39 protein-coding genes and 3 tRNA genes are annotated in these 25,655 nt (G+C 32.9%); 25 read left to right on the forward strand and 17 right to left on the reverse strand.

Annotated features, from left to right (window positions below):
• Positions 1-25: 25 nt before the first annotated feature.
• Entirely contained in the window at positions 26-664 is a 639-nt protein-coding gene (locus tag C6990_RS06650) for a PqqD family peptide modification chaperone (protein ID WP_182129708.1), read from the forward strand.
• Between the two features lie 215 nt (positions 665-879).
• Here the strand turns inward: C6990_RS06650 and C6990_RS06655 are convergent, their stop codons facing one another.
• The 3 genes from C6990_RS06655 to C6990_RS06665 form a co-directional block, all read right to left on the reverse strand.
• Positions 880-1,377 carry a hypothetical protein gene (locus C6990_RS06655; protein ID WP_182129710.1) on the reverse strand — a complete coding sequence of 166 codons (498 nt, stop codon included), beginning with the start codon at positions 1,375-1,377 and terminating at the stop codon, positions 880-882.
• A gap of 336 nt (positions 1,378-1,713) precedes the next feature.
• A complete protein-coding gene (locus tag C6990_RS06660) occupies positions 1,714-2,361 on the reverse strand; it encodes an SDR family NAD(P)-dependent oxidoreductase (RefSeq protein WP_182129712.1) in 648 nt (215 codons plus the stop codon).
• Positions 2,362-2,387: 26 nt separating this feature from the next.
• A complete protein-coding gene (locus C6990_RS06665) occupies positions 2,388-2,627 on the reverse strand; it encodes a hypothetical protein (RefSeq protein ID WP_182129714.1) in 240 nt (79 codons plus the stop codon).
• A 116-nt stretch (positions 2,628-2,743) separates the two neighbouring features.
• On the opposite strand from C6990_RS06665, the gene C6990_RS06670 reads away from it, so the two are divergent.
• A complete protein-coding gene (locus tag C6990_RS06670; RefSeq protein WP_182129716.1) occupies positions 2,744-3,337 on the forward strand; it encodes a hypothetical protein in 594 nt (197 codons plus the stop codon).
• Here C6990_RS06670 and C6990_RS06675 read toward each other — a convergent pair.
• On the reverse strand, positions 3,301-3,792 hold the full coding sequence (locus C6990_RS06675) for a hypothetical protein (protein ID WP_182129718.1): 492 nt from the start codon (positions 3,790-3,792) through the stop codon (positions 3,301-3,303). The genes C6990_RS06670 and C6990_RS06675 overlap by 37 nt on opposite strands.
• Before the next feature lie 39 nt (positions 3,793-3,831).
• Positions 3,832-3,906: transfer RNA gene (locus C6990_RS06680), tRNA-Arg, on the reverse strand.
• A 44-nt stretch (positions 3,907-3,950) separates the two neighbouring features.
• On the opposite strand from C6990_RS06680, the gene C6990_RS06685 reads away from it, so the two are divergent.
• Complete coding sequence (locus C6990_RS06685) at positions 3,951-5,126, forward strand: aminotransferase class I/II-fold pyridoxal phosphate-dependent enzyme (protein ID WP_182129720.1); 1,176 nt, start codon at positions 3,951-3,953, stop codon at positions 5,124-5,126.
• Here the strand turns inward: C6990_RS06685 and C6990_RS06690 are convergent.
• From C6990_RS06690 to npdG, 3 genes are read right to left on the reverse strand one after another with little or no spacing between them, the layout of a single operon-like run.
• Positions 5,120-5,521, reverse strand: coding sequence for a pyridoxamine 5'-phosphate oxidase family protein (locus tag C6990_RS06690; RefSeq protein ID WP_182129722.1), 402 nt, complete (start codon positions 5,519-5,521; stop codon positions 5,120-5,122). The genes C6990_RS06685 and C6990_RS06690 overlap by 7 nt on opposite strands.
• Complete coding sequence (locus C6990_RS06695; RefSeq protein WP_182129724.1) at positions 5,505-5,738, reverse strand: hypothetical protein; 234 nt, start codon at positions 5,736-5,738, stop codon at positions 5,505-5,507. The genes C6990_RS06690 and C6990_RS06695 overlap by 17 nt, the downstream gene beginning before the upstream one ends.
• Positions 5,739-5,754: 16 nt before the next feature.
• A complete protein-coding gene (gene npdG, locus C6990_RS06700; RefSeq protein ID WP_182129726.1) occupies positions 5,755-6,426 on the reverse strand; it encodes an NADPH-dependent F420 reductase in 672 nt (223 codons plus the stop codon).
• A 52-nt stretch (positions 6,427-6,478) separates the two neighbouring features.
• Here npdG and C6990_RS06705 point away from each other — a divergent pair, with 52 nt between their 5' ends.
• Genes C6990_RS06705 through C6990_RS06730 form a run of 6 tightly spaced genes read left to right on the forward strand, consistent with a single transcriptional unit; the run spans position 6,479 to position 10,848 of the window.
• Positions 6,479-7,099 (forward strand): histidine phosphatase family protein, encoded by a 621-nt coding sequence (locus tag C6990_RS06705; protein ID WP_182129729.1) that lies wholly within the window; start codon positions 6,479-6,481, stop codon positions 7,097-7,099.
• A gap of 59 nt (positions 7,100-7,158) precedes the next feature.
• A complete protein-coding gene (locus tag C6990_RS06710) occupies positions 7,159-7,419 on the forward strand; it encodes a cytochrome c oxidase subunit II (RefSeq protein WP_048118283.1) in 261 nt (86 codons plus the stop codon).
• A 2-nt stretch (positions 7,420-7,421) separates the two neighbouring features.
• Positions 7,422-7,850 (forward strand): cytochrome c oxidase subunit II, encoded by a 429-nt coding sequence (locus C6990_RS06715; protein ID WP_182129731.1) that lies wholly within the window; start codon positions 7,422-7,424, stop codon positions 7,848-7,850.
• Between the two features lie 49 nt (positions 7,851-7,899).
• Positions 7,900-9,426 carry a cytochrome c oxidase subunit I gene (locus C6990_RS06720; RefSeq protein WP_182129733.1) on the forward strand — a complete coding sequence of 509 codons (1,527 nt, stop codon included), beginning with the start codon at positions 7,900-7,902 and terminating at the stop codon, positions 9,424-9,426.
• Between the two features lie 7 nt (positions 9,427-9,433).
• Entirely contained in the window at positions 9,434-10,402 is a 969-nt protein-coding gene (locus C6990_RS06725; protein WP_182129735.1) for a plastocyanin/azurin family copper-binding protein, read from the forward strand.
• A 2-nt stretch (positions 10,403-10,404) separates the two neighbouring features.
• A complete protein-coding gene (locus tag C6990_RS06730; RefSeq protein ID WP_182129737.1) occupies positions 10,405-10,848 on the forward strand; it encodes a COX15/CtaA family protein in 444 nt (147 codons plus the stop codon).
• On the opposite strand, the gene C6990_RS06735 is transcribed toward C6990_RS06730, so the two are convergent.
• Complete coding sequence (locus tag C6990_RS06735) at positions 10,838-11,359, reverse strand: hypothetical protein (protein WP_182129739.1); 522 nt, start codon at positions 11,357-11,359, stop codon at positions 10,838-10,840. The genes C6990_RS06730 and C6990_RS06735 overlap by 11 nt on opposite strands.
• Before the next feature lie 96 nt (positions 11,360-11,455).
• Here C6990_RS06735 and C6990_RS06740 point away from each other — a divergent pair, with 96 nt between their 5' ends.
• Both C6990_RS06740 and C6990_RS06745 read left to right on the forward strand, forming a co-directional pair.
• Positions 11,456-12,058 (forward strand): SRPBCC family protein, encoded by a 603-nt coding sequence (locus C6990_RS06740; protein ID WP_182129741.1) that lies wholly within the window; start codon positions 11,456-11,458, stop codon positions 12,056-12,058.
• Between the two features lie 59 nt (positions 12,059-12,117).
• Positions 12,118-12,191: transfer RNA gene (locus tag C6990_RS06745), tRNA-Lys, on the forward strand.
• 63 nt (positions 12,192-12,254) lie between these two features.
• Here C6990_RS06745 and C6990_RS06750 read toward each other — a convergent pair.
• Entirely contained in the window at positions 12,255-12,452 is a 198-nt protein-coding gene (locus C6990_RS06750) for a hypothetical protein (protein WP_182129743.1), read from the reverse strand.
• A gap of 105 nt (positions 12,453-12,557) precedes the next feature.
• Between C6990_RS06750 and C6990_RS06755 the strand changes: the two genes are divergently transcribed.
• The gene (locus C6990_RS06755; RefSeq protein ID WP_182129745.1) at positions 12,558-12,923 is read left to right on the forward strand and encodes a response regulator transcription factor; all 366 of its coding nucleotides are present in this window, start codon (positions 12,558-12,560) and stop codon (positions 12,921-12,923) included.
• 58 nt (positions 12,924-12,981) lie between these two features.
• On the opposite strand, the gene C6990_RS06760 is transcribed toward C6990_RS06755, so the two are convergent.
• The 3 genes from C6990_RS06760 to C6990_RS06770 form a co-directional block, all read right to left on the reverse strand.
• Complete coding sequence (locus tag C6990_RS06760) at positions 12,982-13,392, reverse strand: response regulator (protein ID WP_182129747.1); 411 nt, start codon at positions 13,390-13,392, stop codon at positions 12,982-12,984.
• Between the two features lie 99 nt (positions 13,393-13,491).
• A complete protein-coding gene (locus tag C6990_RS06765; protein ID WP_220463378.1) occupies positions 13,492-13,869 on the reverse strand; it encodes a response regulator in 378 nt (125 codons plus the stop codon).
• A gap of 101 nt (positions 13,870-13,970) precedes the next feature.
• Positions 13,971-14,045, reverse strand: a tRNA-Val gene (locus C6990_RS06770).
• Positions 14,046-14,124: 79 nt separating this feature from the next.
• On the opposite strand from C6990_RS06770, the gene C6990_RS06775 reads away from it, so the two are divergent.
• The gene (locus tag C6990_RS06775; protein WP_182129749.1) at positions 14,125-15,138 is read left to right on the forward strand and encodes a glycosyltransferase; all 1,014 of its coding nucleotides are present in this window, start codon (positions 14,125-14,127) and stop codon (positions 15,136-15,138) included.
• A gap of 45 nt (positions 15,139-15,183) precedes the next feature.
• The gene (locus tag C6990_RS06780; protein ID WP_182129751.1) at positions 15,184-16,599 is read left to right on the forward strand and encodes an amino acid kinase family protein; all 1,416 of its coding nucleotides are present in this window, start codon (positions 15,184-15,186) and stop codon (positions 16,597-16,599) included.
• 150 nt (positions 16,600-16,749) lie between these two features.
• Here the strand turns inward: C6990_RS06780 and C6990_RS06785 are convergent, their stop codons facing one another.
• Positions 16,750-16,956 (reverse strand): hypothetical protein, encoded by a 207-nt coding sequence (locus C6990_RS06785; RefSeq protein WP_182129753.1) that lies wholly within the window; start codon positions 16,954-16,956, stop codon positions 16,750-16,752.
• A 97-nt stretch (positions 16,957-17,053) separates the two neighbouring features.
• Between C6990_RS06785 and C6990_RS06790 the strand changes: the two genes are divergently transcribed.
• From C6990_RS06790 to C6990_RS06800, 3 genes are read left to right on the forward strand one after another with little or no spacing between them, the layout of a single operon-like run.
• Positions 17,054-17,968, forward strand: a complete 915-nt coding sequence (locus C6990_RS06790) for a branched-chain amino acid transaminase (protein ID WP_182129755.1) — start codon at positions 17,054-17,056, stop codon at positions 17,966-17,968.
• A gap of 40 nt (positions 17,969-18,008) precedes the next feature.
• Positions 18,009-18,170 carry a hypothetical protein gene (locus C6990_RS06795; RefSeq protein WP_182129757.1) on the forward strand — a complete coding sequence of 54 codons (162 nt, stop codon included), beginning with the start codon at positions 18,009-18,011 and terminating at the stop codon, positions 18,168-18,170.
• A gap of 38 nt (positions 18,171-18,208) precedes the next feature.
• Positions 18,209-18,763, forward strand: coding sequence for a class I SAM-dependent methyltransferase (locus tag C6990_RS06800; protein ID WP_182130625.1), 555 nt, complete (start codon positions 18,209-18,211; stop codon positions 18,761-18,763).
• Here C6990_RS06800 and C6990_RS06805 read toward each other — a convergent pair.
• The gene (locus tag C6990_RS06805; RefSeq protein ID WP_255465297.1) at positions 18,758-20,551 is read right to left on the reverse strand and encodes a sensor histidine kinase; all 1,794 of its coding nucleotides are present in this window, start codon (positions 20,549-20,551) and stop codon (positions 18,758-18,760) included. The genes C6990_RS06800 and C6990_RS06805 overlap by 6 nt on opposite strands.
• 153 nt (positions 20,552-20,704) lie before the next feature.
• Here C6990_RS06805 and C6990_RS06810 point away from each other — a divergent pair, with 153 nt between their 5' ends.
• The gene (locus C6990_RS06810; protein ID WP_182129761.1) at positions 20,705-21,082 is read left to right on the forward strand and encodes a response regulator; all 378 of its coding nucleotides are present in this window, start codon (positions 20,705-20,707) and stop codon (positions 21,080-21,082) included.
• Between the two features lie 331 nt (positions 21,083-21,413).
• The gene (locus C6990_RS06815; protein WP_182129763.1) at positions 21,414-21,866 is read left to right on the forward strand and encodes a GNAT family N-acetyltransferase; all 453 of its coding nucleotides are present in this window, start codon (positions 21,414-21,416) and stop codon (positions 21,864-21,866) included.
• A gap of 31 nt (positions 21,867-21,897) precedes the next feature.
• Here C6990_RS06815 and C6990_RS06820 read toward each other — a convergent pair whose 3' ends face one another.
• Complete coding sequence (locus C6990_RS06820) at positions 21,898-22,389, reverse strand: hypothetical protein (protein ID WP_182129766.1); 492 nt, start codon at positions 22,387-22,389, stop codon at positions 21,898-21,900.
• 78 nt (positions 22,390-22,467) lie between these two features.
• Between C6990_RS06820 and C6990_RS06825 the strand changes: the two genes are divergently transcribed.
• Both C6990_RS06825 and C6990_RS06830 read left to right on the forward strand, forming a co-directional pair.
• Positions 22,468-22,719: a hypothetical protein gene (locus C6990_RS06825; protein WP_182129768.1), complete on the forward strand. Its 252-nt coding sequence runs from the start codon at positions 22,468-22,470 to the stop codon at positions 22,717-22,719.
• Positions 22,720-22,787: 68 nt separating this feature from the next.
• Complete coding sequence (locus C6990_RS06830) at positions 22,788-23,210, forward strand: hypothetical protein (RefSeq protein WP_255465298.1); 423 nt, start codon at positions 22,788-22,790, stop codon at positions 23,208-23,210.
• Here C6990_RS06830 and C6990_RS06835 read toward each other — a convergent pair.
• The gene (locus C6990_RS06835; protein WP_182129772.1) at positions 23,207-24,088 is read right to left on the reverse strand and encodes a radical SAM protein; all 882 of its coding nucleotides are present in this window, start codon (positions 24,086-24,088) and stop codon (positions 23,207-23,209) included. The two genes, C6990_RS06830 and C6990_RS06835, sit on opposite strands and share 4 nt — an antisense overlap.
• 99 nt (positions 24,089-24,187) lie before the next feature.
• On the opposite strand from C6990_RS06835, the gene C6990_RS06840 reads away from it, so the two are divergent.
• Genes C6990_RS06840 through C6990_RS06855 form a run of 4 tightly spaced genes read left to right on the forward strand, consistent with a single transcriptional unit; the run spans position 24,188 to position 25,620 of the window.
• Positions 24,188-24,490, forward strand: coding sequence for an ArsR/SmtB family transcription factor (locus C6990_RS06840; RefSeq protein ID WP_182129774.1), 303 nt, complete (start codon positions 24,188-24,190; stop codon positions 24,488-24,490).
• 25 nt (positions 24,491-24,515) lie between these two features.
• The gene (locus C6990_RS06845; RefSeq protein WP_048118166.1) at positions 24,516-24,800 is read left to right on the forward strand and encodes a DUF8036 family membrane protein; all 285 of its coding nucleotides are present in this window, start codon (positions 24,516-24,518) and stop codon (positions 24,798-24,800) included.
• 30 nt (positions 24,801-24,830) lie between these two features.
• Positions 24,831-25,274, forward strand: a complete 444-nt coding sequence (locus tag C6990_RS06850; protein ID WP_182129776.1) for a hypothetical protein — start codon at positions 24,831-24,833, stop codon at positions 25,272-25,274.
• A complete protein-coding gene (locus C6990_RS06855) occupies positions 25,264-25,620 on the forward strand; it encodes a reverse transcriptase-like protein (RefSeq protein ID WP_182129778.1) in 357 nt (118 codons plus the stop codon). The genes C6990_RS06850 and C6990_RS06855 overlap by 11 nt, the downstream gene beginning before the upstream one ends.
• The last annotated feature ends 35 nt before the right edge of the window (positions 25,621-25,655 follow it).

The following is a 25,655-nucleotide window of genomic DNA, read 5'->3' on the forward strand; positions in this document are numbered from 1 at the left end:
TGTTTTTCAAGCTGCACCATACAATATGAGTACTGTCTCTGCACAAGCAATTGAGGACTCTTTAAAACAATGCATGGATCCCGAAGTCCCTCTAAACATTGTAGAGATGGGATTAATCTATGGAATTGATGTTGCTGAAAACAATGATGTCAATATCAAAATGACGATGACCACTCAAGGCTGTCCACTACACGAAACACTAGTCCAAGATGCAACAAGATATGCCAAAAAGGTTCCAGGAGTGAACAATGTCAAAATTGACATCGTATGGGAGCCTGCATGGTCAATGGATAAGATGACTGAAGAAGGAAAAATGAAATTAAAAAGTATGGGTGCTGCAATGAACACTCCTGCACCAATAAACTATGAAACTGCATTGCCCCAAGGAGTTGGAAAACTAGTGCAACAAGAGGATGGTTCCATGGTATTGGCAAACGAGCATGATCAAGGATTTATGGTTAATCAAGCAATTGTTGACTTTTGGAAATCATGTAACGGGCAACGCAAAGTAACAGAACTAGTAGAAGTGTTTGCCCAACAGACAGGACTGCAAAGAAACCAAGTAGAAAAAGAAGTCATGCAGTTACTGCAACAGTTACGTGAGGGCGGATTGATTGCAATTGCAGGCCAGCCAGACACGCCAAATGTTGAATTTAAAAAATAATCTTAAATCATTTTGAAATTTTCTAAATCTGTTATTCATATGTGTGTAGTTTATGCGTTTTTTCAAATTCCGTCCCATTTACGTAACCTTTTGTTAATGCAAACTCCCATAGATTGTATTTATCACTATACAATTCACCGAGTTGGCTTTTTGTCTTAAAAAGACTCAATCCCAATTTGCGCATCTTAAATAATATCATCGTAGATTTCTCTGAATCACATCTTAGTACTATTGTCTCTTTTTTTTATCTCTTCTTCAGAAATGGCTGATCCTTCACTAAAATTTTTTAACAAAATAAATCTAATTACACGTTTGACTAGACCCTCATCTATGTCTTTTATGATTGTATTTACTTTGGTTTTATCCTTCATATTCTTTTCCGCGTATTCAAGAATCTTTGTATCTAGTCGATAAATTCTATCTTCTATTGCTAGATAATTTTCATCATCTTCGTTTAGATGATCGAATAATCTGCCTCTTTGTGATTCTAACCGCTGAAATTGCTTTGCAATCCAACTGGTATAATCATATTTTAAATAATTTTCATCAAGCTGATCATTCCAAAATTGTATGTCTTCATTTATTGTATTTCGATTTACATCTAAGATCTTACTTATTGCTACAGCTGATTTGCCTTGTTCGATATGGAGTTTGAAAACTTTGTTTCTTCTCTCTTCTCTTTGCTTCTTGGTATAAGGTCCACCATTTTTCATCCAAATAATACAATTTCTTGTAATTTAATTTCGTTGAGCAAAAATATTTCACTTTTTTCATTTTTAGATATGATCAATAATGTCTAGTCTAGATCGTTCATTATGCCACATTCAATTATTTTAATTTATTCCAAACTGCAAAATCTAGGAACATTCAACGATCTTATGGAGTAATTTGATCGAGTTGATCCAACAAGTTCAAAATTATAAGCTCAAAAGTGAAAGTAATTTATCTATGGATAAAACCATCACTTTGACTAAAGTCACATTTTAGTAACAAACAGATAAAAAATCTAGATAAATTTATCCAAAAACTGCATAGTTCTGCATAGTTTTCTAAAAGATATAGTTTGAATTTGCACCATCAAAGTTTATTGTAACACCTGACAGATACTTTATTTTGTTTTCAATTATTGCTTTGACAAAGCTTCCAATCTCTTCAGGCTCACCTAGTCTTTTCATGAGTAATGATTTTTTGTACTCTTCAACATTTTCTACTAATTCTTTCGTTCTATCTGTATTGATGGGACCTGGCGCAATATTGATACAACTAATGTTTCTTTGAGCATATTCTTTACTCAATACTTTGAAAACCTCACTAAACGCTGCACGATAGGCCGAAGAAATTATCAATTTCATATTTGGTTCTTTGATCACATTTGAACTAATCAAAAAGATATATCCTCCATCACTAATTTTGATATTTTGCAAAATTGTACAAAATCCTAAAAATAATTGATTGTGGTATAGTTTCCAATCCTCTTGTGATATTTCAGAAAATGGTTTTGAAGCCGGACCTCCTGTATTTAGTACTAAAATGTCTGTTTGATTGTGTTTTTCAAGAAATTGTTTTACACTGTCTAAATCTGAAGTATCTATATCTTTTTTAGAAGCAGCAAATACATCAATTCCTATTGATTTTAGAGAATCTGCAATTGCTTTTCCTATTCCTCTGGAACCTCCAAGAACAATAGCACTTGCCATAATACTCTCAAAATCTTTGTGGATAATTAAATTTCTTTAATTTCAGTAATTGTGCCTAACACTGAATCCATTTGGATAACTGCCTTTTTCTCATCCCATCCTAATGCAACATACCAATCTCCTGCATCATCATGATATTTTGTCTCCAAAGTTTCAATATTTTCTGGTTTTACATCATATTTTTTTGCAATACCAGATACTGCCAAAGCAATTGCATCCTTTTCTTTCTCTAATCGTCTTTTCATTAACCCAATTCCAGGACTCATAGAATTCCTTTCATTGTTTCATCTAATATAGTTAATTCACAAAATTAGCCATAATGTTGAATTTTTCTAATATTCTTACAATATTACAAATAACCCAAATACTTTGAATGAATAAAATGAGATTAATTCAAAGATTATCTAATTCTAGACTAGCCAAATCTTCTACTCTAGTTTCTCTAGTATCAATTCTTGCAGTAATTGGTCCTGTTGTTATAGTTTCAGCAGGATTTTGGGATGCAATATCCCACCTCCAAAAAGAACCAGAATTTTTTTGGAGTCCTTCTCATATGATAGTATACTTTGGAGTATCAATGACTACATGTTCTGCAATAATGGGCTGCATGCTAATATTTAGAAAATCAGTTCATGGCTCTCTCAAAACTGGAATTAAACTGGTAATTGTTGGATCTATATTACAAATTGTTTCGGGATTTGGTGATTCTTTATCTCATGATATTTTTGGCATTGATGGATTGATATCCTGGTCTCACCAACCTCTGGAATTGGGTCTAGTTCTTGCATCATTAGGTGGAATATTGATCCTAAAGAATAGGGAGCATACAAAACTCAAGGCATTTCTTCCATTCTCAATTGTAACTTTCTTGTTTTTTACAACTTGGCTATTCTTTAATTTGGTACTAATTTTTGGGCATACAATTCAATGTATTCCAGTCTATGAAATATTCTCTTCTGGATGCTCAATTTTGTAGTTTTTAATTTTAAAATATGAAATAATAATCATTGCAACAGCTCCTACAAGAACTAAAATGCCTGCAGGAATCATTTCATGAGAACTTGTATCTCCTAACTCTATCTGTAACTCAATTGGAGTTTCTGAAATATTTGTCACTTTGATTGTATGGATGCCATCTTCAAAAAAGTCAAAATACCCTACTGACAGTTTTGTTTGTATTTTTTCTTCTTGAATTACATTATCTTGAGTATCTAATATCTGCACAAAAATTTCTTCACCTGAAAATTCTGGCATGTAAAATTTGTAAAATCCAATTCCTACTCCCGTAAACTCTGACTTTAATTCAAAAGAGTTTGATTGCTTTAGAATTAACGAATCACTAGTTTTTTCAGTTTCTACAAAGATAAATGAAATCCAAATCATTCCTATTATCACTAATCCCAATCCCAGTTTGAATGGTGACACCTTCATACATTCTTGCCAAATTATTAGCCTAATAAGATAATCTAAAGGGCTCGGAGGGCTTCGATCCCTCGACCTAGCGGTTCGAAGCCGCTCGCACTATCCAGGCTGTGCAACGAGTCCAAACAAGTAAGAATTTAACAGGCCTAAATATCTGTCTAGATACTTTGAAGGTATCAAAAAAAGTCATAGGTGTTGAATATGCAATTAGAGATATTGTAGTTGCTGCACGCAAAGTACAGCAGAAAGGAATGCAAGTTGATTATCTCAACATAGGTGATCCTGTACAGTTTGGATTTCAGCCACCTGACAATGTAAAACAAGCTTTGATTGATGCAATTAACAAGGGTGAAAATTATTACTCTACATCAGAAGGTCTCTTGGAATTAAGAGAAGAAATAGCAAAAAAAGAAAACGCAAAGGGACTCTCAATTGGTGCTGATGACATTCTAGTTACAAATGGAGTATCTGAAGGATTAGACATGGTGATTTCTTCAATTGTAGAAGAAGGCGATGAAGTGTTATTGCCTGGACCATATTATCCACCTTATGCCTCATATGTTAGACTTCATGGTGGAATCCCGATAGAATTTGCAGTAGACTTGGAAAACTCTACACCAGACATTGAAGATATAAAATCCAAAATTACTCCAAAAACTGTAGCAATTTGTTTAATCAGTCCTAATAATCCAACTGGTGTTGTATTCAATGAAAAATCCCTCAAAGAACTTGTAAACATTGCAAATCAAAATAATCTATACATCATATGTGATGAAATTTATGATCAAATAATTTTTGATGAAAAATTCGTTGGAATTGGCAAGGTTGCAGGAGATTCTCCTGTGATTGTTCTTAATGGATTCTCCAAAGTCCACCTAATGTCTGGATGGAGAATTGGATACATTGCATTTAATCAATCTCCTCAACTAGAATCATTACGGGAGCATCTTCCAAAATTAGCTAGAGTAAGAATTGCTACTAGTCTTCCAGTACAACATGCAGCTTTGGAGTCACTTCGTGGTCCTCAAAACTACATTAGTGAATTTGTCTCTGAAATTAAAAAACGACGAGACTTGGTTGTAAAACGACTAAACGAAATGCCTGGTCTTTCTTGCCCCACTCCAAGAGGTGCATTTTATGCATTTCCAAAGATTGAAGACAATAAATTTGGAACCGACAAAGAATTTGTAACCAAATTATTGGAAACTAAAGGCGTCCTTACTGTTCACGGTTCAGGATTTGGAGAGCAATATGGTAGTGGTCATTTCAGGCTGGTCTATCTTCCAAGTCTTGAAATCCTAGACTCTGCAATGAACAAAATTCAAGATTTTGTTAGTCAGTAACTCCAAACTGAAATCTTTTTTGGAATAATCTCTATAATACAGTCAGTATCATCTAGCAATTCTTTTGCAGATCTATTCTCCATTGTATCAAAGTATCGCAAGAGAATCTTTTTTGCAATTGTTTTGACTTTGGTTTTATCTAAAATTAGATTGGCTTTCCCTTGCCCCATCACTCCATAAATGTCAGGAGACTTGATACCTACATCTATGCAAAATGCAACTTGTGGGTTTCTTTTTGCATTTTTTGCCTTTACAGTTTTAGTGTTTGTTCCAATGTAGAATTTTTTCCCACTATATCTATACCAAACAGGAACAATATGTGGTGTTTTATTTTTACCAACTGTAGATAAACGCAATATTTTTTGAGATTTTAGAAATTCATCTCTTTTGCTCATGCTTTCTAAATCCCAATACTATCATAAAAATCCCAAATCCTAACATTGCAACAGATACTTTCTCATTGGTAAATTCTGCATTCACCAAAAATTCCTCTACAAATTCTATTCCCCAGATCAATAACTGCTGAATTAGAACAATTCCACCCATTACACAAAATAAAACCCCAATTGCGGTAAACCAATTTCTACCACGTCTATAGTATTCGTGACTCATGATAAATGAAATAGACTTAGATAATTTTGATACCTGGATTTTTTATCTTGTTTTTTATCATCGCATTAAGTAGCAATGGCGTAGACATTTCTGCCAAATATGATAGTTCTATTGGACCCAAGTAAATTGATCTCAGTCCTTTGATTTCATCAATCAAAGTATTAACTACTTGAACTGAATCATTGTCATCTCCGCAAACAAATATGTCGTAATCAAGTTCTAATGTAGGATTCACTAGTTTTTTCTCAGAAATCACATGAAATGCTGAAACCAATTTTGATTTATTTTTCATATGGTTTAGTACAAGTTTGTATGAAAATGGTTTATTTTCTTTAATTGATATGCACTCAAAGCCCACATCAGTTTTTGTCATTGGAACAATAGGAGATACTACAACGCAACTGTCTTTGACTTCAGGTAATATTCCAGAACATACTGAATCAATATTTTCATAAGGAATTGATAAAATCAAAACATCACTCTCTTTTGCAACTGAAACATTGTCATTTCCAGAAATTGTCCCTTTAATCTCCCCAAATGCTTCTTTTGCAAGATTTGTATATTCAACTGCAGATTCTGATGCTCTTGCAGCATCTCTAGAGCCAACTATTACATCATGATTTTGTGACCATCTTAGAGCAAAACCTTTGCCCATGCCACCAGTTCCGCCAATAATTCCTACTTTCATGATAAATCATCTGATAATCTTATTATTATCTTTATTTGAATTTCCGATCAAGTTGGGGCATATTATTTTTCTAAGACATGGTCAGGCAAAAAATAACACTGAGCGAATTTTAGCCGGTAGAACAGAAGGAGTTCCGCTAACTGATGTTGGAATAAAGCAAGCAGAACATACTGCTGAACTACTAAAACACATGAATGTCTCTGCAATCTATTCAAGTCCAATTCAACGGGCAAAACATACTGCAGAAATTGTTGGAAACCACAACTCTCTTGATGTAACTATTGATGATCGTCTAATTGAGCTTGATATGGGAAAATTTACTGGAGTTCCATATGATGAAATATTTACCAGTCATGGAAATGTCTTTATGAAATTTTACAATGGAGAATTGGAAATTGCACACAATGGAGTGGAAACCTTCTCAGAAGTCAAAAAACGGGTGTTAGGAATAGTTGATCATGTTATTGAAAAACATCCAGATGAAAATGTTGTTCTTGTTACACACATGGATCCAATCAAAGCAATGCTTTCTACTATAGTTGATCTATCTCCTACTAATCTATTTGAGCTAATTATTGAGAATGCATCTCTGAATCTCTTTCGAGAAAAAGATCGAAAGTTTTCTCTTTCTGGACTTAATGTAATGCATCCATCAAGATTCGATCTCCGATAGCATCTAATAATCTTGAAAACCCTTAAATAGAAATTATTGGCCACGTCATTCAATCGCTAATGAAGAAATTGGTCGGATTATTCTTAGTATTGGCAGTTATAGTAGTTATTCCAGCTATAGAGTCAGCATTTGCTGCAGGTGATGAACCTGGAGAATATCTTGATCGTAGAGTTGTTATTTGGAATTTATTCTTTAGAATGATGACAGTTGCATTTACAGTTGGAGCCGTAGTGGCAGGAACAATGATCTGGCAAGTTTGGAGATTTAGAGAATCTCATCCAAAAGCAAAACCAACTCCATATGAGGGGACTGACTGGTAGAAATGGGTGGACACTCTAACTGGCCTGAATGGATTTACGTCGGTATCGTTATTGCATTAATGACTTGGGTAGGAGCTGAAGCTTGGGAAGCTGAAAGACTAGTAGAACATGTTCCTGAAGACGCAGAGACTATCATAGTTACAGGTCAACAATGGTTCTGGACTTTTGAACACGAAGACGGTACAAAAGAAATTGGTGAACTTCATGTTGAAACAGGTAAAGCTTACAAATTTGAGATAGTTTCTACTGATGTCATTCATTCATTTAATATTCACGATTATGTTGTTTTGATGGATGCCGTTCCTGGTAGAGTAAATACTGTATGGTTTGCACCAGACGCACCAGGAGTCCATGACATTCAATGCAGAGAGTACTGTGGATTAATTCACTATAACATGAGAGGAACATTGTATGTGGAGGATCCAGCTTGATAACGCTTTTATCACAACTTTCTATTGTTGCATGTGAGGAGATTAACTAATGGTTCTAGAATTACAAAAACCACGTCCAATTTGGCAAATAATGTTCTCAACACATCATACTGATGTTGGTTTACTTTATCTAATTACTTCACTTGGATTCTTATTCTTAGGTGGTTCATTGGCACTTGCAATTAGAGCAGAATTATTTTTGCCTGGTGCACAAATCATTACTGATTCCATGACCTTTAACAGAATCTTTACAGTTCACGGAACAACTTTGATTTTCTTGTTTATACTTCCATTTGCATCTGCAGTTGGAAACTATTACGTTCCAATTATGGTTAGATACAAAGACATGGCATATCCAAAACTAAATGCAATTGCATTTTGGATGATTCCACCATCAGGTGCTCTGATCTGGTTGGGCTTTGCAGACTTTACTTGGTATGCGACACCTCCTTATTCTATAATTAGTGCCCCTGGTCCTGCAGCCGATATGTGGATATTTGGCCTAAAGATTCTAGGTATCTCATCAGTTCTTGGTGCAATTAATTTTGTAGTTACTATTCTCAAATGTAAACATCCTGATATGTCCATTGGACAAGTTCCATTATTGGCCTGGTCATACCTATCATCCTCTCTAATTATCCTAGTTGCAATTCCGACATTTGCAGCTGCACTTCTAATGTTACTCACTGACAGACTTGGAGTTAGTGGATTCTTCAATCCTGCAATGGGTGGAGATCCTATTGCATATGCTCATTTATTTTGGTTTACTTTTCATCCTGAAGTATACGTACTTGTAATTCCAGCTATTGGTATGATGTATGAAATCATTCCAAGATTTTCACGAAAACCAATTTACAGCTACAACTCTGGAATCTTTGCATTTGTCTTATTATCCATTGTAGGCTTTTCATCTTGGGCACATCACATGTTTGCAACCGGAATGTCATTTACTGAAAAAACAGTCTTTATGGTAGGAACTCTTGCAGCAGTTCCAGCTTCTGCAATGCACGTCTTTAACTTTATTGCAACAATGTGGAATGGTAGAATCAAATTCTCAACACCAATGATGTGGTCTGTTGGTGGAATTGCATTGTTCTTTGGTGCAGGAGCAGGTGGTGTAGTTAATAGTGCAATGCCTTTGGACTTTTCAACACACGACACATATTGGGTAGTTGGACACTTCCATCTCTTTGTAATGGGAACCATTGCATTTGGTTCAATTGCTTTCTTCTACTACATGTTCCCATATGTGACTGGTAGAATGTATAATGAAACAATGGGTAAGATACATTTTGTTATGTCCTTTATAGGAACAATTTTGGTATTCTTTACACAACACGTACTTGGATTGTATGGAATGCCAAGAAGAATTTTCGATTATCCTCCAATTCCAGAATGGATTGCTATGAACCAGATTGCAACAGTTGGTGCCATGATAATTGGTGTAAGTATGGCAATATTCTTGGCAAATATGATTTACAGTTCAGGAAAAGGAAAACTTGCAAACACTGAGGATCCATTTGGTGTCGGTGGCAAGTATTACTATCCATTTGAGGCAAAGAACCCATCACACTAGGAGATAAATGAAAATGAGTCACGATAATCAACAAACCATTTACAGAACAACACCAGCTAGAACTGGAAAAATGATGGCTATCATGCTAGGCATTTGTATTGTTGGCGGAGTCATATTCTTTTCAATGTGGGATTATTGGATTTCCCAACCTCCACCAGTTGTAGCAATGATGGCAGGAGAAAAGGATCTTGCAGCACCAGCAGCACAAACTGGAAAAACAATTACCCAAGATCTTGCATTTGTTGAATCATCAGACTTTAGGACTTTGGCGTTTAATGCATTACCTGGCGAACCTGATAACAATCCTACAATTAACATGAATGTTGGAGACAAAATAGTGTTTAACGTTGATAATGCTGGAAAGTCCTTCCACGCATTTGGTGTTACAAAGGACACTGAAGGCTTTGGTGGAATAATTCCAGGAAGTGAAGTAGGAGCTGCTGCAAACCCTTTAAAACCAGGTGAGGGTGGAACTTCTGAATTTGTTGCAGGTGAGGAAGGAACTTATTATTACATTTGTACCGTTCCAGGTCATAGAGAACAAGGAATGGTTGGAGAAATAATCGTTGGACCCTCCCAAGGTGGTGGCTCACAAGCAGCAGCTGCTCCAACAGGTGTATCTCATGACTTTACTTTGGACTTTGTAGAATCTAGTGATTTCAGAACTTTGGCGTTTAACGCATTACCTGGAGAAGAGGGACATAATCCTGAGATTCGTATAAAATCTGGCGATGAGGTAACTGTCACCGCAAATAATTTGGGTAAATCATTCCACGCATTTGGAGTTGTTACTAATCCTGAAGACTTTAACAGCATTGTGATGGACTCTGCAATTGCATCTGCATCAAATCCATTAAAACCAGGTGAAGGTGGTAGTGTTACATTTACTGCAGGTGTACCAGGAACTTATTATTACATTTGTACTGTTCCAGGACATGCATTACAAGGAATGCAAGGTAGCTTTATCGTAGAATAATTTTGGCAATCCAATATCTGGCATTAGCTACATTGATAGTTTTATATTCATTGATGTTTATCGGTGGATATATTTCAGCAGCAGGACTGGGATTGACTTGCCCTGAATGGCCATTATGCCCTAACGGAGTAATGCCATCAGAAGAATATCTTATTGAATGGATTCATAGAACAACTGCTGCTACCACTGGAGTGCTAGTTATTTCAACTATGATTGCAAGTCTGATTAACAAGAATTCTGACATTAAAATAAAAATTACTAGCTCCCTTGCAACTGCTTTAGTTATTACACAAATCACTCTTGGAGCACTAGTCATTGATACAAAACTTCATGCCGTCCTAGTTGCAATTCATTTGGGAATTGGAATTTGGCTGTTTGCTATGGTTTTGCTGACTGTAATATTTGCATTTAGAATTTCTAAAATACCTATAAAATCTACAGTTTAGATTTTTTGAATATTTTTGGCAAGTAGATGTAGACCATCATCCCCGTAAAAACTAGGGCACCTACAATTATGGCACCAAAGAAAATTATTCCAAATGGGCTTTGAGTTCCCATGTTGAACGTATAAGTAATAATTCCATCTTTTCCTCCCATATCATACAAGTCAATTTTCACAATATGATTTCCTTGTTGCCTCCATACATAATCAAAATCCCAATGGGCACCTTCAATTGACTTTGGTGGTATGGCATCTACTTGTTGATCATGAAAATACACTCTAATCCCCATAGTGAATCTCTCAACCTCATTAAAGTCCCCATCAGTTACTCTTACTAAAAATTGTGAAGGCTCATTAATTTGTGGAAATTCTGGCGCTGTTGCTACCTGTACTCTATATCCTGCCTCAAATTTCTCTGCAGAATTAAACATTGAATGAGCATATGCTTCATGAAATATTGAGGTAGATGAAAATATCAAAATCAAGATCAGAAAAACTGATCGCTTTTTAGTCATTGAAATATTATGCCATCTAGATGAATATATTGTAAATCAATTACTATACGAAAATCTTCAAAACCTTTAAATCCTTATTGGCAAGAATCTCAATCGTTGACCCTCGTTACAAAATCAATCGATATTAAAACACCTGTAGAGAATGTTTTTACCTACTTTGCAAGACCAGAGCATGTTTCTGATCAAATCAAAAATGACACAGTAGGTATGACCGTAGTTCCTATGGATATCAAAGAAGGAATGGGTGTTGGTACGACCTTTAGAATTATCGGTGACTTTAGCGGAAAACGTCTAGAGTGGGATTGTGAGACAACTGAATTCATTAGAAATGAAAAAATTTCAGCAATACAAATTGAAGGTCCATTTAAGAAATGGCAAATCACCAATGAATTCAAAGCATTAGGGAATAATCTCACTAGAGTAACAATGTCAGTAGATTATGAAATGCCATTTGGTCCGCTAGGAGCAATCTTGGATAAAGCAAAATTTGCCAAATCTGCTGAAAAAGGAATGGAGACTGCTCTTTACAACGTTAGAGGTTTACTTGAAGGAAATGGTTCAATTCCAGTTTACATCACACTAGATGCATACCAAAAACTTCTTGCCGAAAAGAAAAAGATGAATGATGTTCCAGTTTCAACTGCACTTACAGCAATTATTGAAAAGTACAATGAAATTGAAGCTAAAGCCCAAAACTAAATTTTACTTTATTTTAAAATCTTAAGATTAATAACAACTCTGGGCATATCAATTTTGGTGGGTCTATGGCGCAGCCAGGTAGCGCACCGGACTCTTAATCCGGTTGTCAAGGGTCCGAATCCCTTTAGACCCGCTCTTAACTATAACAATTAATTTGATTGAAAAATAATCTCTTTTTGGTAAATATTGAACTATGCTAATTGTAAATTTTATGTTTTAATTTTAATTCTTGGAGTAAATGCTCTATTTTTTGTGCCGACTTTTCTATGCGATTCAGATTAGCCTTGATTCCATCATCCATCACTCCGTCATATTGAAGTTTGATTAACTCCAATGAATTTTGAATAATCATTAAAGGATCTGCACATTTTTCAAAATCTATCTCATCATCCAATTCTGTTTATCTCATTGTATAACTGCTACTTATGTTGTATGACAAAAATGTGTCTTAAAAAATACATACTCATACCTATAAGAAATTTTTTGCCTATCAAATACTATGAATGGCTCAGTTGTACTGGTAGATGATAACGATGATCTGCTTGAATCCCTCAGTGAATTCCTTAAGATGAAAGGATTTAACGTTCTAGGATGTGGCCACAATGGATTAGAGGCAGTACAATTGTATGAAGAGTATAGACCAGATGTGATTCTATTGGATCTTTTAATGCCTAATTATGATGGGATTTATGGACTTGAAAATATCAAAAAAATCAACCCTAATGCCAAAGTCATAATATTAACTGGTCACTACAATAAAAAAAATAGAGAAAAAATTAGACCCCTTAATGTATCTAAAATCATGGAAAAACCCTGCTCATTAACAAAATTAGATCTTGTTTTAAAATCACTTAGCATGGTATAGTTTAATTTGATATTTTGAGAATAATTTATCAATAAAATAAAAGTAATTTTCTTGTGCTTTATTTGCAATACAACGTGTGTCTCTTAGATCTAAGTGATGTTTTGATTATTTTATGACGAAGCATACTTTTGAATGCTTTAATGTCTGCCTCGCTATTTGACGCTGGGGGCAATAAAGAATCAACAGCACCTAAGGATATTGCATCATTAACAATCTTGGAACCTTCTGTTGCATAATTGCTCAGTATAATTGTAGGATACATTTGAACATCATTCAATCTTTCAAGAAATGTCATTCCATCCATTTTTGGCATTTCAAGATCCAAAATTATTACGTCTGGTTTTTTAGCCTGGATATTATCTAATGCATTTTTTCCATCAACATATGATCCAATAATTTGACAATCTGAAAATGATTTTACCGTCTCTTCAATAAATAGTCGCATTGCCCTTGAATCATTAATTACCATAACTTTCATTTTACAATAAAATGATTTTATCTTCAAGTATTAGATAATCTTGTATGATCATTTCTAACACACTGGCCTTCGAAACTTATTTGGCAAATTCTATTCTTTTGATAGACTTTCAATTGTCTTTTTGATTTCTAACCGATCAAATGGTTTTCTTATGTATTGAGAGATTCCAATTTTTTCCGCCTCATCTCTAGTATTTTTCTTATCCGATGATGAAACCATCACAATCTTTGCGTTTGGATCAATTGATTTTATTTGCTTTGCAGCCTCAATCCCATCCATTTCTGGCATATCTATATCCATAGTGACCAAATCTGGTCTTTTATCCTTGTAAGTTGTTAGAGCTTCATTGCCATTATTTGCCTGATAAATCTCGCCTACTCCAGATGTATTTGAAAAAATTTTTGAAAGCAGTGTTCTCATAAATGATGAATCATCTACTATCAATATTTTGTAATTCATATTGTTCATAGTACTATATGATCATCACACCATTATACTATATTAGATTTAGCTGATAATTCAAAAATGATCAAAAATTGTTATCAAATGACGATAATATTTAGAATAAGTGGGCCCACGGGGATTTGAACCCCGGATCTTCGCCGTGTAAGGGCGACGTCATAACCGACCTGGACTATGAGCCCAGAAACCTACCTTGTTAAAATCCATTTAAACTTTGAGACATGGGAGAATCTAGAAATTTGATAAAAAAATAGGAGTGTCATGAATGATTGTGATTTTTTTTCTAGCCCTATTGGATTAGGACATGTAACTCGAGATATTGCAATTGTAAATAATTTTGAAAGCATTTCACCAAATTTTGTAACAGGTAGTGGTGCTGCTAAAATTCTAAAACATTTACATTTTAAAGTTGAAGATGTATATCATCCTCCATCATTTATTGTTGAGAGTGGAACTTTAAAGAATCCGGCAAAATGGCTTTGGAGTTACTATAATTACTACAAAGAATGTAAAAATATTTCAGTAAAAATTTTACAAGTTGACCATCCCAATTTGGTAATAAGTGATGAAGATTTTGCTTCATTAACTGTTGCACAAAAAATGAAAATCCCTACAGTGCTGATTACTGACATCTTAGAGACTCGTTTTACCAAAGGTTTGCTATCATTAGTTGAGAAAAAAATGAATAAATCAATGCAAGAAATTATTAAAAAATGTGATCTTGTGATTCTTCCTGAAAATGGGAATGATGCTGATAATATACGAAGAGTTGGACCTATTGTTAGAGTAACAAATCATTCAAGGAATGAATTACGAGAAAAATTCTCATTTAAAGGAAAAACAATTGTTGTATCTATTGGTGGAACTGATGCTGGAATTTTTCTTATTGAAAAAGCATTAGATTCTATTTCAAAAATTAATCAAGACATTGATGTATTTTTGGTATCTGGTCCAGCAGTTACTAGAAAATTTAAAAATGTCACAAATCTGGGTTTTGTCAATAATTTACACGAATTAATTTTTGCAGCAGATTTGCTAATTTCACTAGCTGGAAAATCTACAATAGATGAGGCAAATGCATATGGCACACCTGCAATATTCATTCCAATTAAAGGTCATTTTGAACAAGAAGATAATGCACGAGAGCAAGGATTCTCTTTTGATGATATCAATAGACTAGATGTATTAATTTTAGAGAAACTTGAAGAAGAGAGAAATCAAGTAAAAACTGATGGTGCAAAAATTGCATCAAATATTATTGAAAAGTTAATCTAGCAATCAAATGCTTAATAGAAGGCCATTGAGTTTTGATAAAGTACTATGACTAAACTTGTAGTTGCAAAATTTGGAGGCAGTGCTATAGGTCCAAATGGTGAATCTATCCCAAAAATTATTCAGCGCATAAATAATTTAAAAAAAGAATCAAAGGTCATTGCAGTTTTTTCAGCACCATTAACTATTCACAATGGAAAAAAACGTTCACTTACTGATATAATTTTAGAACAGGGAGAAAATGCCCAGAATGGAATATCTCCCACTCTTGATATTGTAGCATCCACCTATCAAAAAATTCTTGAAATGATAACTTCTGAAAATATAGAAAATTGTAAGAAAATCCTAAACTTGAATTTAGAAAAAGCACAAAAAGCACTAGATGAAGCATTTGGGAACAAAGAATTTGTAGATGAAACACGCTCAAGAGCACTGGCATTTTCTGGCGAGATACTAATGTCTCATATGATGAATTATATTCTAAAAAGTAATGGCATAAAATCTGATTCTGTAGATTTTGATGATTGGCCAATAATCACAGATAATAACATTGAATCTACCAATTTTCTAGCATCAAAATCAAGAGAAAATATTGATAAAATTTCACAACTTGTAGAACAAAATGAGGTAGTTACTATAGGTGGATTTATTGGAAAAACAGTTGAGAATGTTTTAACCACATATGAGCGTGGGGGTTCTGATAGAACTGCAGCAGATCTTGGAATATTGTTTCACAAAAAATATGAAACAAGTATCGATTTTGAGAAAGATAGTGCAGTAGTTTCTGCAGATCCAAAAATTGTAGAATCTAATCTGTGTGAAGTTCCTCAATTGTCATATAATGAAGCAAGACTAGCAGGAATGTTTGGGATGAAAATATTAGATCCAATTGCAATAAAAGAAATTGTAGAAAATGGTGTTGATCTACCAATAATTATTACAAATATGAATAATCCTGAAAAAATTACTACCATAAAAAGAATATTGGATGAACAGAAAGGCCATCCAATAAAAATTGTTACTGGAAAAGAAAATTGTGCAATCTTTAGAATTGAAACTAGCTCGATTCAAAAATTACTAATATCATTAGAAAAAGACAAACGATACAGTGAGTTTGTGATACTGTCCCCATTTACAAAAGATGGAATAGAATTCTCTAGAATTTTATTTTTAGATGGGGATTATGTTAAGAGAAATGAAAAATATCTTCTTGGATTTGATTCTCTTGCAACAATTACATACAACAGAGGAGTCATTACACTGATTGGAGATGAGATGTGGAGAGTACAGCAAGTTGCATCTAGGACAAGTGCAAAGATCGGTGATGCAGGATTAAACATATTGAATATGGATGCACAAGAAGAAACTTCACGAATAATTATTGTTGTGGAAGATACAAATGATAACATTAGAAAAGCTATCAAAGCAATTCATCACGAGATTTCAAAAATTAATTTTATTTAGTAAAAGTGTGGCGTACGGGTTTTTACACCTGTAAGCGCCATCGAGGGTTTGTTCTTGGACCATTATCTAGATTCAGTCCGGGCGTTACCCTAAACACGCGATACCTTAAGTTATCTTTTCTAGTATATAGAGCTGATCTATATAGATAATCTACATACGCTCAGATATGTACCACAATACAATTCCTATTCCCAATATTGCATACCATTTTAGATTTTTTTTATTCATGAAAATATTCGCAGAACCCAAACCTTCATCTTTGTAGGTAGTTAAACGAATTTTTCTCATCTCAAAAGCCTGACCAACTAATCCCACTACTAGCAGAACAATTGCTACAAAACCTAGAATCCAATTCATAAATTAACTAGTATTTTATCCGATATTTAGTTTCCACATTCAGTAAAAATACAAAAAAAGATAATTCTTTAAATTAGCTGTGTTTTTTTCGACTCCTATGAAAGAAGTTGGTAAAATTTGGATGAATGGGAAATTAGTACCATTCAAAGATGCCAAAGTTCACGTACTAACCCACGCATTACACTATTCTACATCCATCTTTGAGGGAATTCGATGTTATGATACTCCTAGTGGATCTGCAATATTTCGATTACCAGAACACCTTGACAGATTCTTCAAATCTGCAAAATTATATTCAATGAAAATGCAATTTACAAAAAAAGAAATTTCAGATGCAATAATTAAAACTGTCAAAGCAAGTGGACTTAAAGAATCATACATTCGACCACTTGCATATTATGGATATGGAACAATGGGATTAACTCCTACTGAGAATAAGGTAGATGTCTCTATCGCATGTTGGGAATGGAAGATGGGTGAATCAAAAGCTGGTAAATTCTCAGGAGCAAAATGCAAAATGTCAAGCTGGATGAAAATTGATTCAAGATCCCAACCAATGCAAGCAAAAGCTGCATCAAACTATGCAAATGCTGCACTTGCTAGAATGGAAGCATTGGAAAATGGTTACGATGAAGCAATAATGTTGAATTCACATGGTAAAGTTGCAGAAGGAAGTGCTGAAAACATATTCGTTGTAAAGGACGATATTATTCAAACTCCTCCTCTTTCAGCAGGTGGATTAGAGGGAATTACTAGAGATAGTATTATTCAAATTATTGAAGAGAATAGTGGATTTGTAATTGAACGAGATCTTGAAAGAGATGATCTTTATTCAGCTGATGAAATTTTTATGACTGGTACTGCTGCTGAAGTAAAATCCGTTACTCAGGTAGATAAAGTGAAGATTGGAAATGGTAAGATGGGCAATATCACAAAAGCACTTCAAAAATCCTTTTCTGATGTGGTAATGGGAAAAGATGAAAGATTCTTGCCATGGTTGACATTTATTTAATTTTCACGACATTTTTTACCTACAAAATTGATTAAAAATTATGGATTCGTGTGCACCTGGAGAAACTCATGACATTTGTTGGTTTTGTAGAAAAGGACGTCATGAAGACTGCATGAAAGAAATCCCAACACAAGGAAAGTCAGATGGACCACATGATTGCACTTTTGATACAAAACTAATTCCTTGTAAATGTAAGCATTGAATAATTAATATCAAATACGGCTTTGTATGAATAATTCTATGAGATACAACAAGGAATTTTGGGACAAATATGCAAATGACAATGAAGCAAGATACAATGAAGAATTTGCAAAATTTACTAGAGATTTGGCTACATCCTTGCATTGCACAAGCATCTTGGAGATAGGTTGTGGTACTGGAATTGACTTGAGATTATTTTCAAATGACTTTCAAATTTATGGAGTTGATCTTAATGAAAATGCACTAGAGATTGCAAAAGAAAAGATACCTTTTGCAAATTTTAAGAAATCAAATATCACTGATTTACCCTTTGAGGATTCTTCAGTTGATTTTATTTTTACACACCAATTATTGAATTATTTAGATGATGATACACTTGATAAAGGAATTGCCGAAATGTATCGAGTTACTAGAAAATATATTATGAATTGTGAAAAATTTGAAGAAACAGAAAAACAGATAGATGAAAATCATAAATTTCGAAATGTCTACAAAAGATGGTTAAACTACAATGTGCGTATTGTAAGCAATGTGGATATGCATGAAGACATTGATCCTAATAAATCTAGATTTACCTTGCTAAAAAAACTATAAACTTTTTTCAATTTTAGAAATTTCTTTTAATTCTTTTGGAATCAAAATAGTAAATGTTGTAGGATTGTTTTTCACAGAAATTTTACCTAGATGTTGTTCTATTATGTTCTTACAACTGGCCAATCCCAACCCAGTTCCTTTTTGTTTTGTAGTAAAAAGTGGTTCAAATACTTTGTCAATATTTTCATCTGATATTCCTTCTCCAGAATCAATGAATTCAACTACTACAAACTCATTATTCTCAAATGATTTTATCTCGATATCGCCACCATTTGGAATTTCTTGAATTGCATTTACAATAAGATTGATAATAACAGCTTCAAGCTTTACTGGATCGCACTTTATTTGCAAATTATTTTCAATAAATTTCAATTTTACATTTTTTGGCACATTAATTTTTTTTATACAATTTTGAATCAGTTCTGATAAAGATACTGACATTAATTTTAATGGAGAATTTCTTACATAACCCAAGACATCATCTACCTGATGAGAAATTCTATCGATGCTTTTCTTAATCAAATCTAATCGTTCTTTTACTTTGACATCAGAAATTTTTGTATCTCTATTACTCTGATTTATCAAATCTACAGACATTTTCATTACTGACAATGGATTTCTCATGTCATGTGCTAGACGACCAGATAATTCACCTATTGCAGATAGGCGTTCAGATTTTAATAATTCCTGAGTTTTTGCCTCTACAAGATGTTCTAGATTATTTTTTTGCTTTTCAAGTTCTTCAGTTCTAATTTCAACTAATCTTGTTAAGTTCTTATTTATGATTATAACAATCATTACAAAAACTCCAAGTATTGCAAGAACTCCGAAAATTAAATTTTGAGAAGAAATTCCTTCATTTGATTGAATGAAAATTGCATTTACTAGTGAAATGACACTAACCAAACATACAATAGATAAAGTCAATGGAATTCCAAACTGTTTGATAGTTTCAAATTGTATATTTTCAGTAAAAAACATCGCTTGTTTTTCGATTCCTGGTAATTTTGCAATTTTCAATCTAATATGTAGTGCAAAAATTAGCAGGATGAAACTATATACAAACATCAAATCAACTGGGTGTCCATCATAATACGAATCATCAAGCTCAGCAAAAAGGAAGAATGTATCTGAAATATTGTAAACTATCAATCCGAATAAGATAAGCATCCATGAAAAGTTTGCACCTTTTTTGGCTAGAAATAATATGCCGATTATTGCTGGAACTAATTTGATTGAAGCCAATATTGTATATGTTAGTGCAATTGATATTGCAAATGCATCTTCACCTACAATGTCATTGTATGATGCTAGAATGGATGGAATCAACAAAGCAAATGATAATGCCATTGCAAACAACCAAGCATTTCTAGAAACTGTTTTGATTATTGGTTTTATTGAAATAAATAAAAATGCAATCATAAATGGATATGATGCAAGATAAAAAATATCAGCTTCTGACGGAAATGGTTCACCTTCCCAAATATGATCATAAGCTTGCCAAATTTGTTCAGCTATAAACCACGCTGCAGTAGCTAATGCAAAGAAAAAAAATGCTTTAGCTTGAAAGTGTTTTTGTCTAAATAATTTTATTGCAAGGATACTGGAATAAACTGTAAGTAATCCTGGAAGAATTGAATATGTTGGAATTGAAATCCAACTAAATTGTTCATCATTAAGAAATGGTCTTAACTGATAGATGGCACTAATTGCTACTAAAACTAAAATTAAAAAAATTAGAATTTGTTTATAATGAATGCTTGATTTTGATAAAACATCACTGCTCAACGATTTGACCTCTTCGAAACACATTTTTTCAGAATGTATAAAGATGTATTTTTTACAAAATTCAATTTTAGCCTCATTTTCAAATGATGTTATTGTCTGTACTAATTGTAACAAACGTAGTCTTTAATAGTAAAGTATGAGCATATGATATACATGAATAGTATTATTCTATTAGTTGAAGATGATAAGGACTTAATTTCTATCTATAAAGAAATTCTAGAATTGCATGGATTTGAACTTCAAACAGCAGTTAATGGAGAAGAGGCAGTTGAAAAATTCAAAAATGTCAATCCTTCTTTAGTAATTATGGATGGTGATATGCCAGTTCTTGATGGATATGAAGCTTTTAAACAAATCAAAGAGATTGATAATAATGCCAAAGTTGTAATGGTAACTGGATATTCGCAATTTGACCCAAAAAATCAAGAAGCTGCAAAAGAAGGATTAATCAAAATAATCTCAAAACCCTTAGGTGTAGATGAATTAATTGCTCTTGCACAACAATACACTGAACCCAAAATAAAACAGTAATTTTTTAAATTAAAACAACGAGAAATCATTGGAAAACATATGAGTCTAGGAACGATTATCATAACATGAATTGTTTTCCAAACCTATCATTCTACTACGCAGAACAACGGATTCTCGTCAACATTATTACGTCAAAATAATATTTAACCTTGTTCAGGATTTTTCCCTGATGCTAACATCTAGAATTATTTTCTAAAAAGTATCCAGATTCTAGAACCGACAAAAATCCCAACAGCTCCTATTATTAATGCAATCATTATGATTTGTCCTACATCTTCCATAATTCTCTTAGTATCAAGCAGTTCTTAAACTATAATGAAATAAGTCTTACATGGAAAATATTGATGTAAGAGAGGCTTCAAGTAAGGATATCCCCATTATTCTTGGATTGCTTTATGATCTTGGTCGTCCAAAACCACAAAAAGATTCTGATGTTGATTATTTTAGAAAACTAGTAAAAAATTACATTACTGATAATGATAAAAAAATTCTTGTTGCGCTACATGATGATACTGAAATAATTGCAATGGTAAGTATTATTTTTCTATCAAGACTTAATCAAAATTCTTTGGAGTTATACATTCCCGAATTAATTGTTCGAGATAAATTTCAACATATGGGAGTTGGAAAAAAACTAATCAGTTATTGCATATCTATTGGAAAAGAGAAAAAATGTCATAGAATTAGGCTTGAATCTGGAAATAAACGAACTGAATCACACAAGTTTTATAAAAAATTAGGATTTGATCAATCTGGTCTTTCATTTACACTTGCTTTGAATTAGAACTATCGATAAGATAAGAGATTGGATTAGTTCATCCAATCTTACAACAACTTTTACTTTGAAGATCTCTTGTAATCCAAAAAATGGAGAAAATCAAAACTCCCACTGAAATGAATTTTAATTCTAATCCTTGCATTGGAAATAACGACAATCCACCAACTGCTCCCAAAATTACAGCAAGTGGAGCAGTACATGCAGGGCATCCTGGAGTAAATGCTGCAAAGGCACCTCCTAAGACAGCTGATGAATTACCTTTGATGGAATTCATCATCTTCATTCTTTTAATTTTAAAAGCCATCAGTGCAAAATTGATTCCAGCTAAAGCTGAAATTATTACTGTTAATGTAATTGTTGTAATGATATAAGATGGCATCAATTCCATTGTAGTCTCCAAATGAGATGCTAGCATTGACATTGTCAAAAAATAATAGATTATTCCCAATCCAAGACCACTAATTATTGCAATTGTAGCATATCTTCTTGTTGTAAGAACATTAGAAATTAACTGTAATTTACTTACCAAACAGAATCATTTACAATTCATCATATTTTAACTATTTATCAACCAAAGATTCTTAGCCATAAAAGAATTAAAACAGATATGGCTGATTTCACATTTGAAGAAAAAACTATTCTGGTTCAATATGCAATTAAAAAATTTGAAAATGAGGAAATGGTCCTTGAAAAATTAAAAAATATCTTATCTGAAAAAGACATTCAAAGAAATATTGATACTCTTATTGGAACCCAAAAAGTAAGACGAATTGGTCCAGAAAATATTCAAAATAATGAGAGTCATACTGAACTCCCTGAACTTCCAGAAAACCTAAAGTCCATTATTGAAAATCTTTAATCTAAAAATTCTTAAATCACTCTGATTCTAGATTTAATATGAAAAAGTTATTTTTATTTTCATGCATCGTGACTTTGACGATTATTTTGTCTTTTTCAGCTGATTCAGCTTTTGCTCATCCACATCACGGAAATGTTTTAATCAATAATCATGATCATGAACCATCTATAGAGATTATTCCAATTAATTCAATGATTGGACTTGAAAAATCAACCATTTTCTTCCATGTTCCTCCAGGAAATACATTGCCATGGGGATTTGTTGAAGGAAAAGTCACAAATCATGTTGAAGTATATCCAGTGATTATCCAAATCTTCAAAAATAATGATGCAGTTCACTTTGCTCAAACTGATATTGGAGAAGATGGTGTTTATGAATACAAATTTAGAATATTAAATTCTGATAAAAATCACATTACCAAAATATTTGAAGGCGATTATTCAGTAAAGATTTTCAAAGTTGTATATCTAAATCAAGAAAATATAATTTAGAATCCTCTTAGACCTTGTGGACGCATTATTTCTGGATGCTGCTTCATCCATTCTACTTTTTCTATCATTTCTTGCTTGTCTTGAGGAAAAGTCCCCTTGATTGTATATGCATTTGAACCGTGATTTGCTCTAAAGACAATCTCTTCTTTTGTATCAATCTGACTTAGTAAATCATGAAGTTCGTCTAATGATTCATCATCATTAATTTTGACAAATTCTCCATCATACTTGTCAATAAATTCCTGTTTAATCCCATTTTCTAAATACAGGGTAAGAGCACCTACATAATTTGGAGAACATGCACTTATCACTTCAGCAGTTCCTTTGATGTGCTCTTTAGAATATTTTTTTCCTCCTAATCCCAAAATCACCATGCATGACATGATGTACCCTGCTTCTTTTGCTTTGTTAACAGACTTGATGATTGTTTTTCCAGTTGCCCCTTTTGTAACTTTTTTTAAAACAATATCTGAACCACTTTCTATACCCAAATAAAACATGTCTAAACCTGCTTCATTCATTTTCTTTAATTCTTCAGATGATTTTTTTAGAATATTCATTGGCATTGCATAACATGAAATTCTTTCAAGATTTGCAAATTTTTCTTTAATGTATTTTACAATTTTTATCATATACTCAGAATCAAGATTTAATGCATCACCATCTGCCAGAAAAACTCGCTTTGTATCTGGAAGATAATTTGCCATCGTATCAATTTCAGCTTTGACATCTTCCCATGGTCTTTCTGAATATTCTTTTGATCTATACATATCACAAAATGAACATTCGTTAAAAGAACAGCCTAATGTTACCTGAAAAATTAATGATCTAGCTTCTGATGGTGGTCTGTATAACGGTGCATCATAATTTAACATCATATCTTTCAAAGAAAATTATCTTTTTCTGTTTTTATACTTTCCATTTTATTTCAATCCCAAAATACCTTTTAGTAGTAATTCAAAAGAATTTCATAACTTATGGCAAATGATCCCGATGCAAAAAGATTACTTTGGTTTGTTTTTGCAGGTTCGCGTGGAGGATTAAATAGATTAAAAATAATTTCAAAACTAAAAGAAAAACCATTCAATACTAATCAGTTAGCTAAAGAGATGAATTTAGATTACAAAGCCATTCAACATCACATTAGGGTTCTTGAAAAAAATAACATGGTTACAAAAATTGGGGAAAAATATGGTGTTGCATACTTTATCTCTAACTTTCTTGAAGTAAATATGGAGACATTTGAAGAAATTGAAGCAGAATTGGACAAAAGTAAATAAAAGCTCAATAGGTGTTTTTGACTAAATGGAAACTACCTCTCTTATCTTATCTATTGTTTCAATTGCAAATATGGGAATATTGGGTATTTTAATTGCAATATTTGGTAACATGTACACTAAGACACGTGCGCAGCTTCCATTAGGAATGATTGTTGTTGCAGGTATGTTATTTTTACATAATGTAATTGGCTCTCTTGCATATTTCTCAATGGAAGAAATTTTCTCTCATGAAATTTTTCCATACATGTTAGGGGTAGGAATTGCAGAGCTAGCAGGATTGTTAATCTTCCTTAAGATTACTTTAGATTGAGTTTAATTGTAACAAACAGAATCAAAAAATGTGTTACAAGAGTACCTAAAGCTTAACAAAAATATTCTAATTGCATTTGCAGCTTCCATCATCATTTCTGCATTGATTGCACAAATTTTGTCTGACCAAGCAGATGTTCTAAATACAACATATACTACTATTACCGATTATGTAATTTATTTTTCAGTTTTTAGTGGATTATTTTATTTTGATAATAGAAAAAAATACCAGTTAAGTTCTGGGGGGACTGATACTGCAAAACTAAAGGCAGATCTCAAAAAATTAGTTACATCGCTTGGAATTGCAGAAATTGTTTATACAATTGTTAGATGGGGTTTCCAATTTTATTTTTTGACAATTAACTATGATCCTTATCTGGCATCAATTGCATCGCAAGGAATATCAACAATAATTTACATGATAGTAGTTAATCTTAGTGTGAAGATAACGAGGTTGTACAAAGATGGAAATTAATGTATACGTTGATGGGTCTGGAGGTCCAAATGGTGGTTTTGGATTTTTTGTAAAAGAAACAGGAGAATCATTTTATGAAAAAAAACCAGATATTACAAACAATCAAGCTGAATATATGGCAATAATTTCCGCATTGAACAAATTTGTTAATTCCAATGATAAAATTACAATTTATAGTGATTCTAAAAATACTGTAAATCAACTCAATCATGAATTTGCAATAAATAATGAACAACTTCGAGATCTCGCACGTGAAGCATGGAATGTAATGGGTAGATTTTCAAATCTCTCAATCATCTGGATTCCACGAAAAGAGAATTTGGCAGGAAAGATGTTGGGAAGCTAAAAATACAGAGATCAGAATTTTCTATGAATAACTTT

Source organism: Nitrosopumilus sp. b3 (assembly GCF_014078525.1).
In the GTDB taxonomy this organism is placed as follows: domain Archaea; phylum Thermoproteota; class Nitrososphaeria; order Nitrososphaerales; family Nitrosopumilaceae; genus Nitrosopumilus.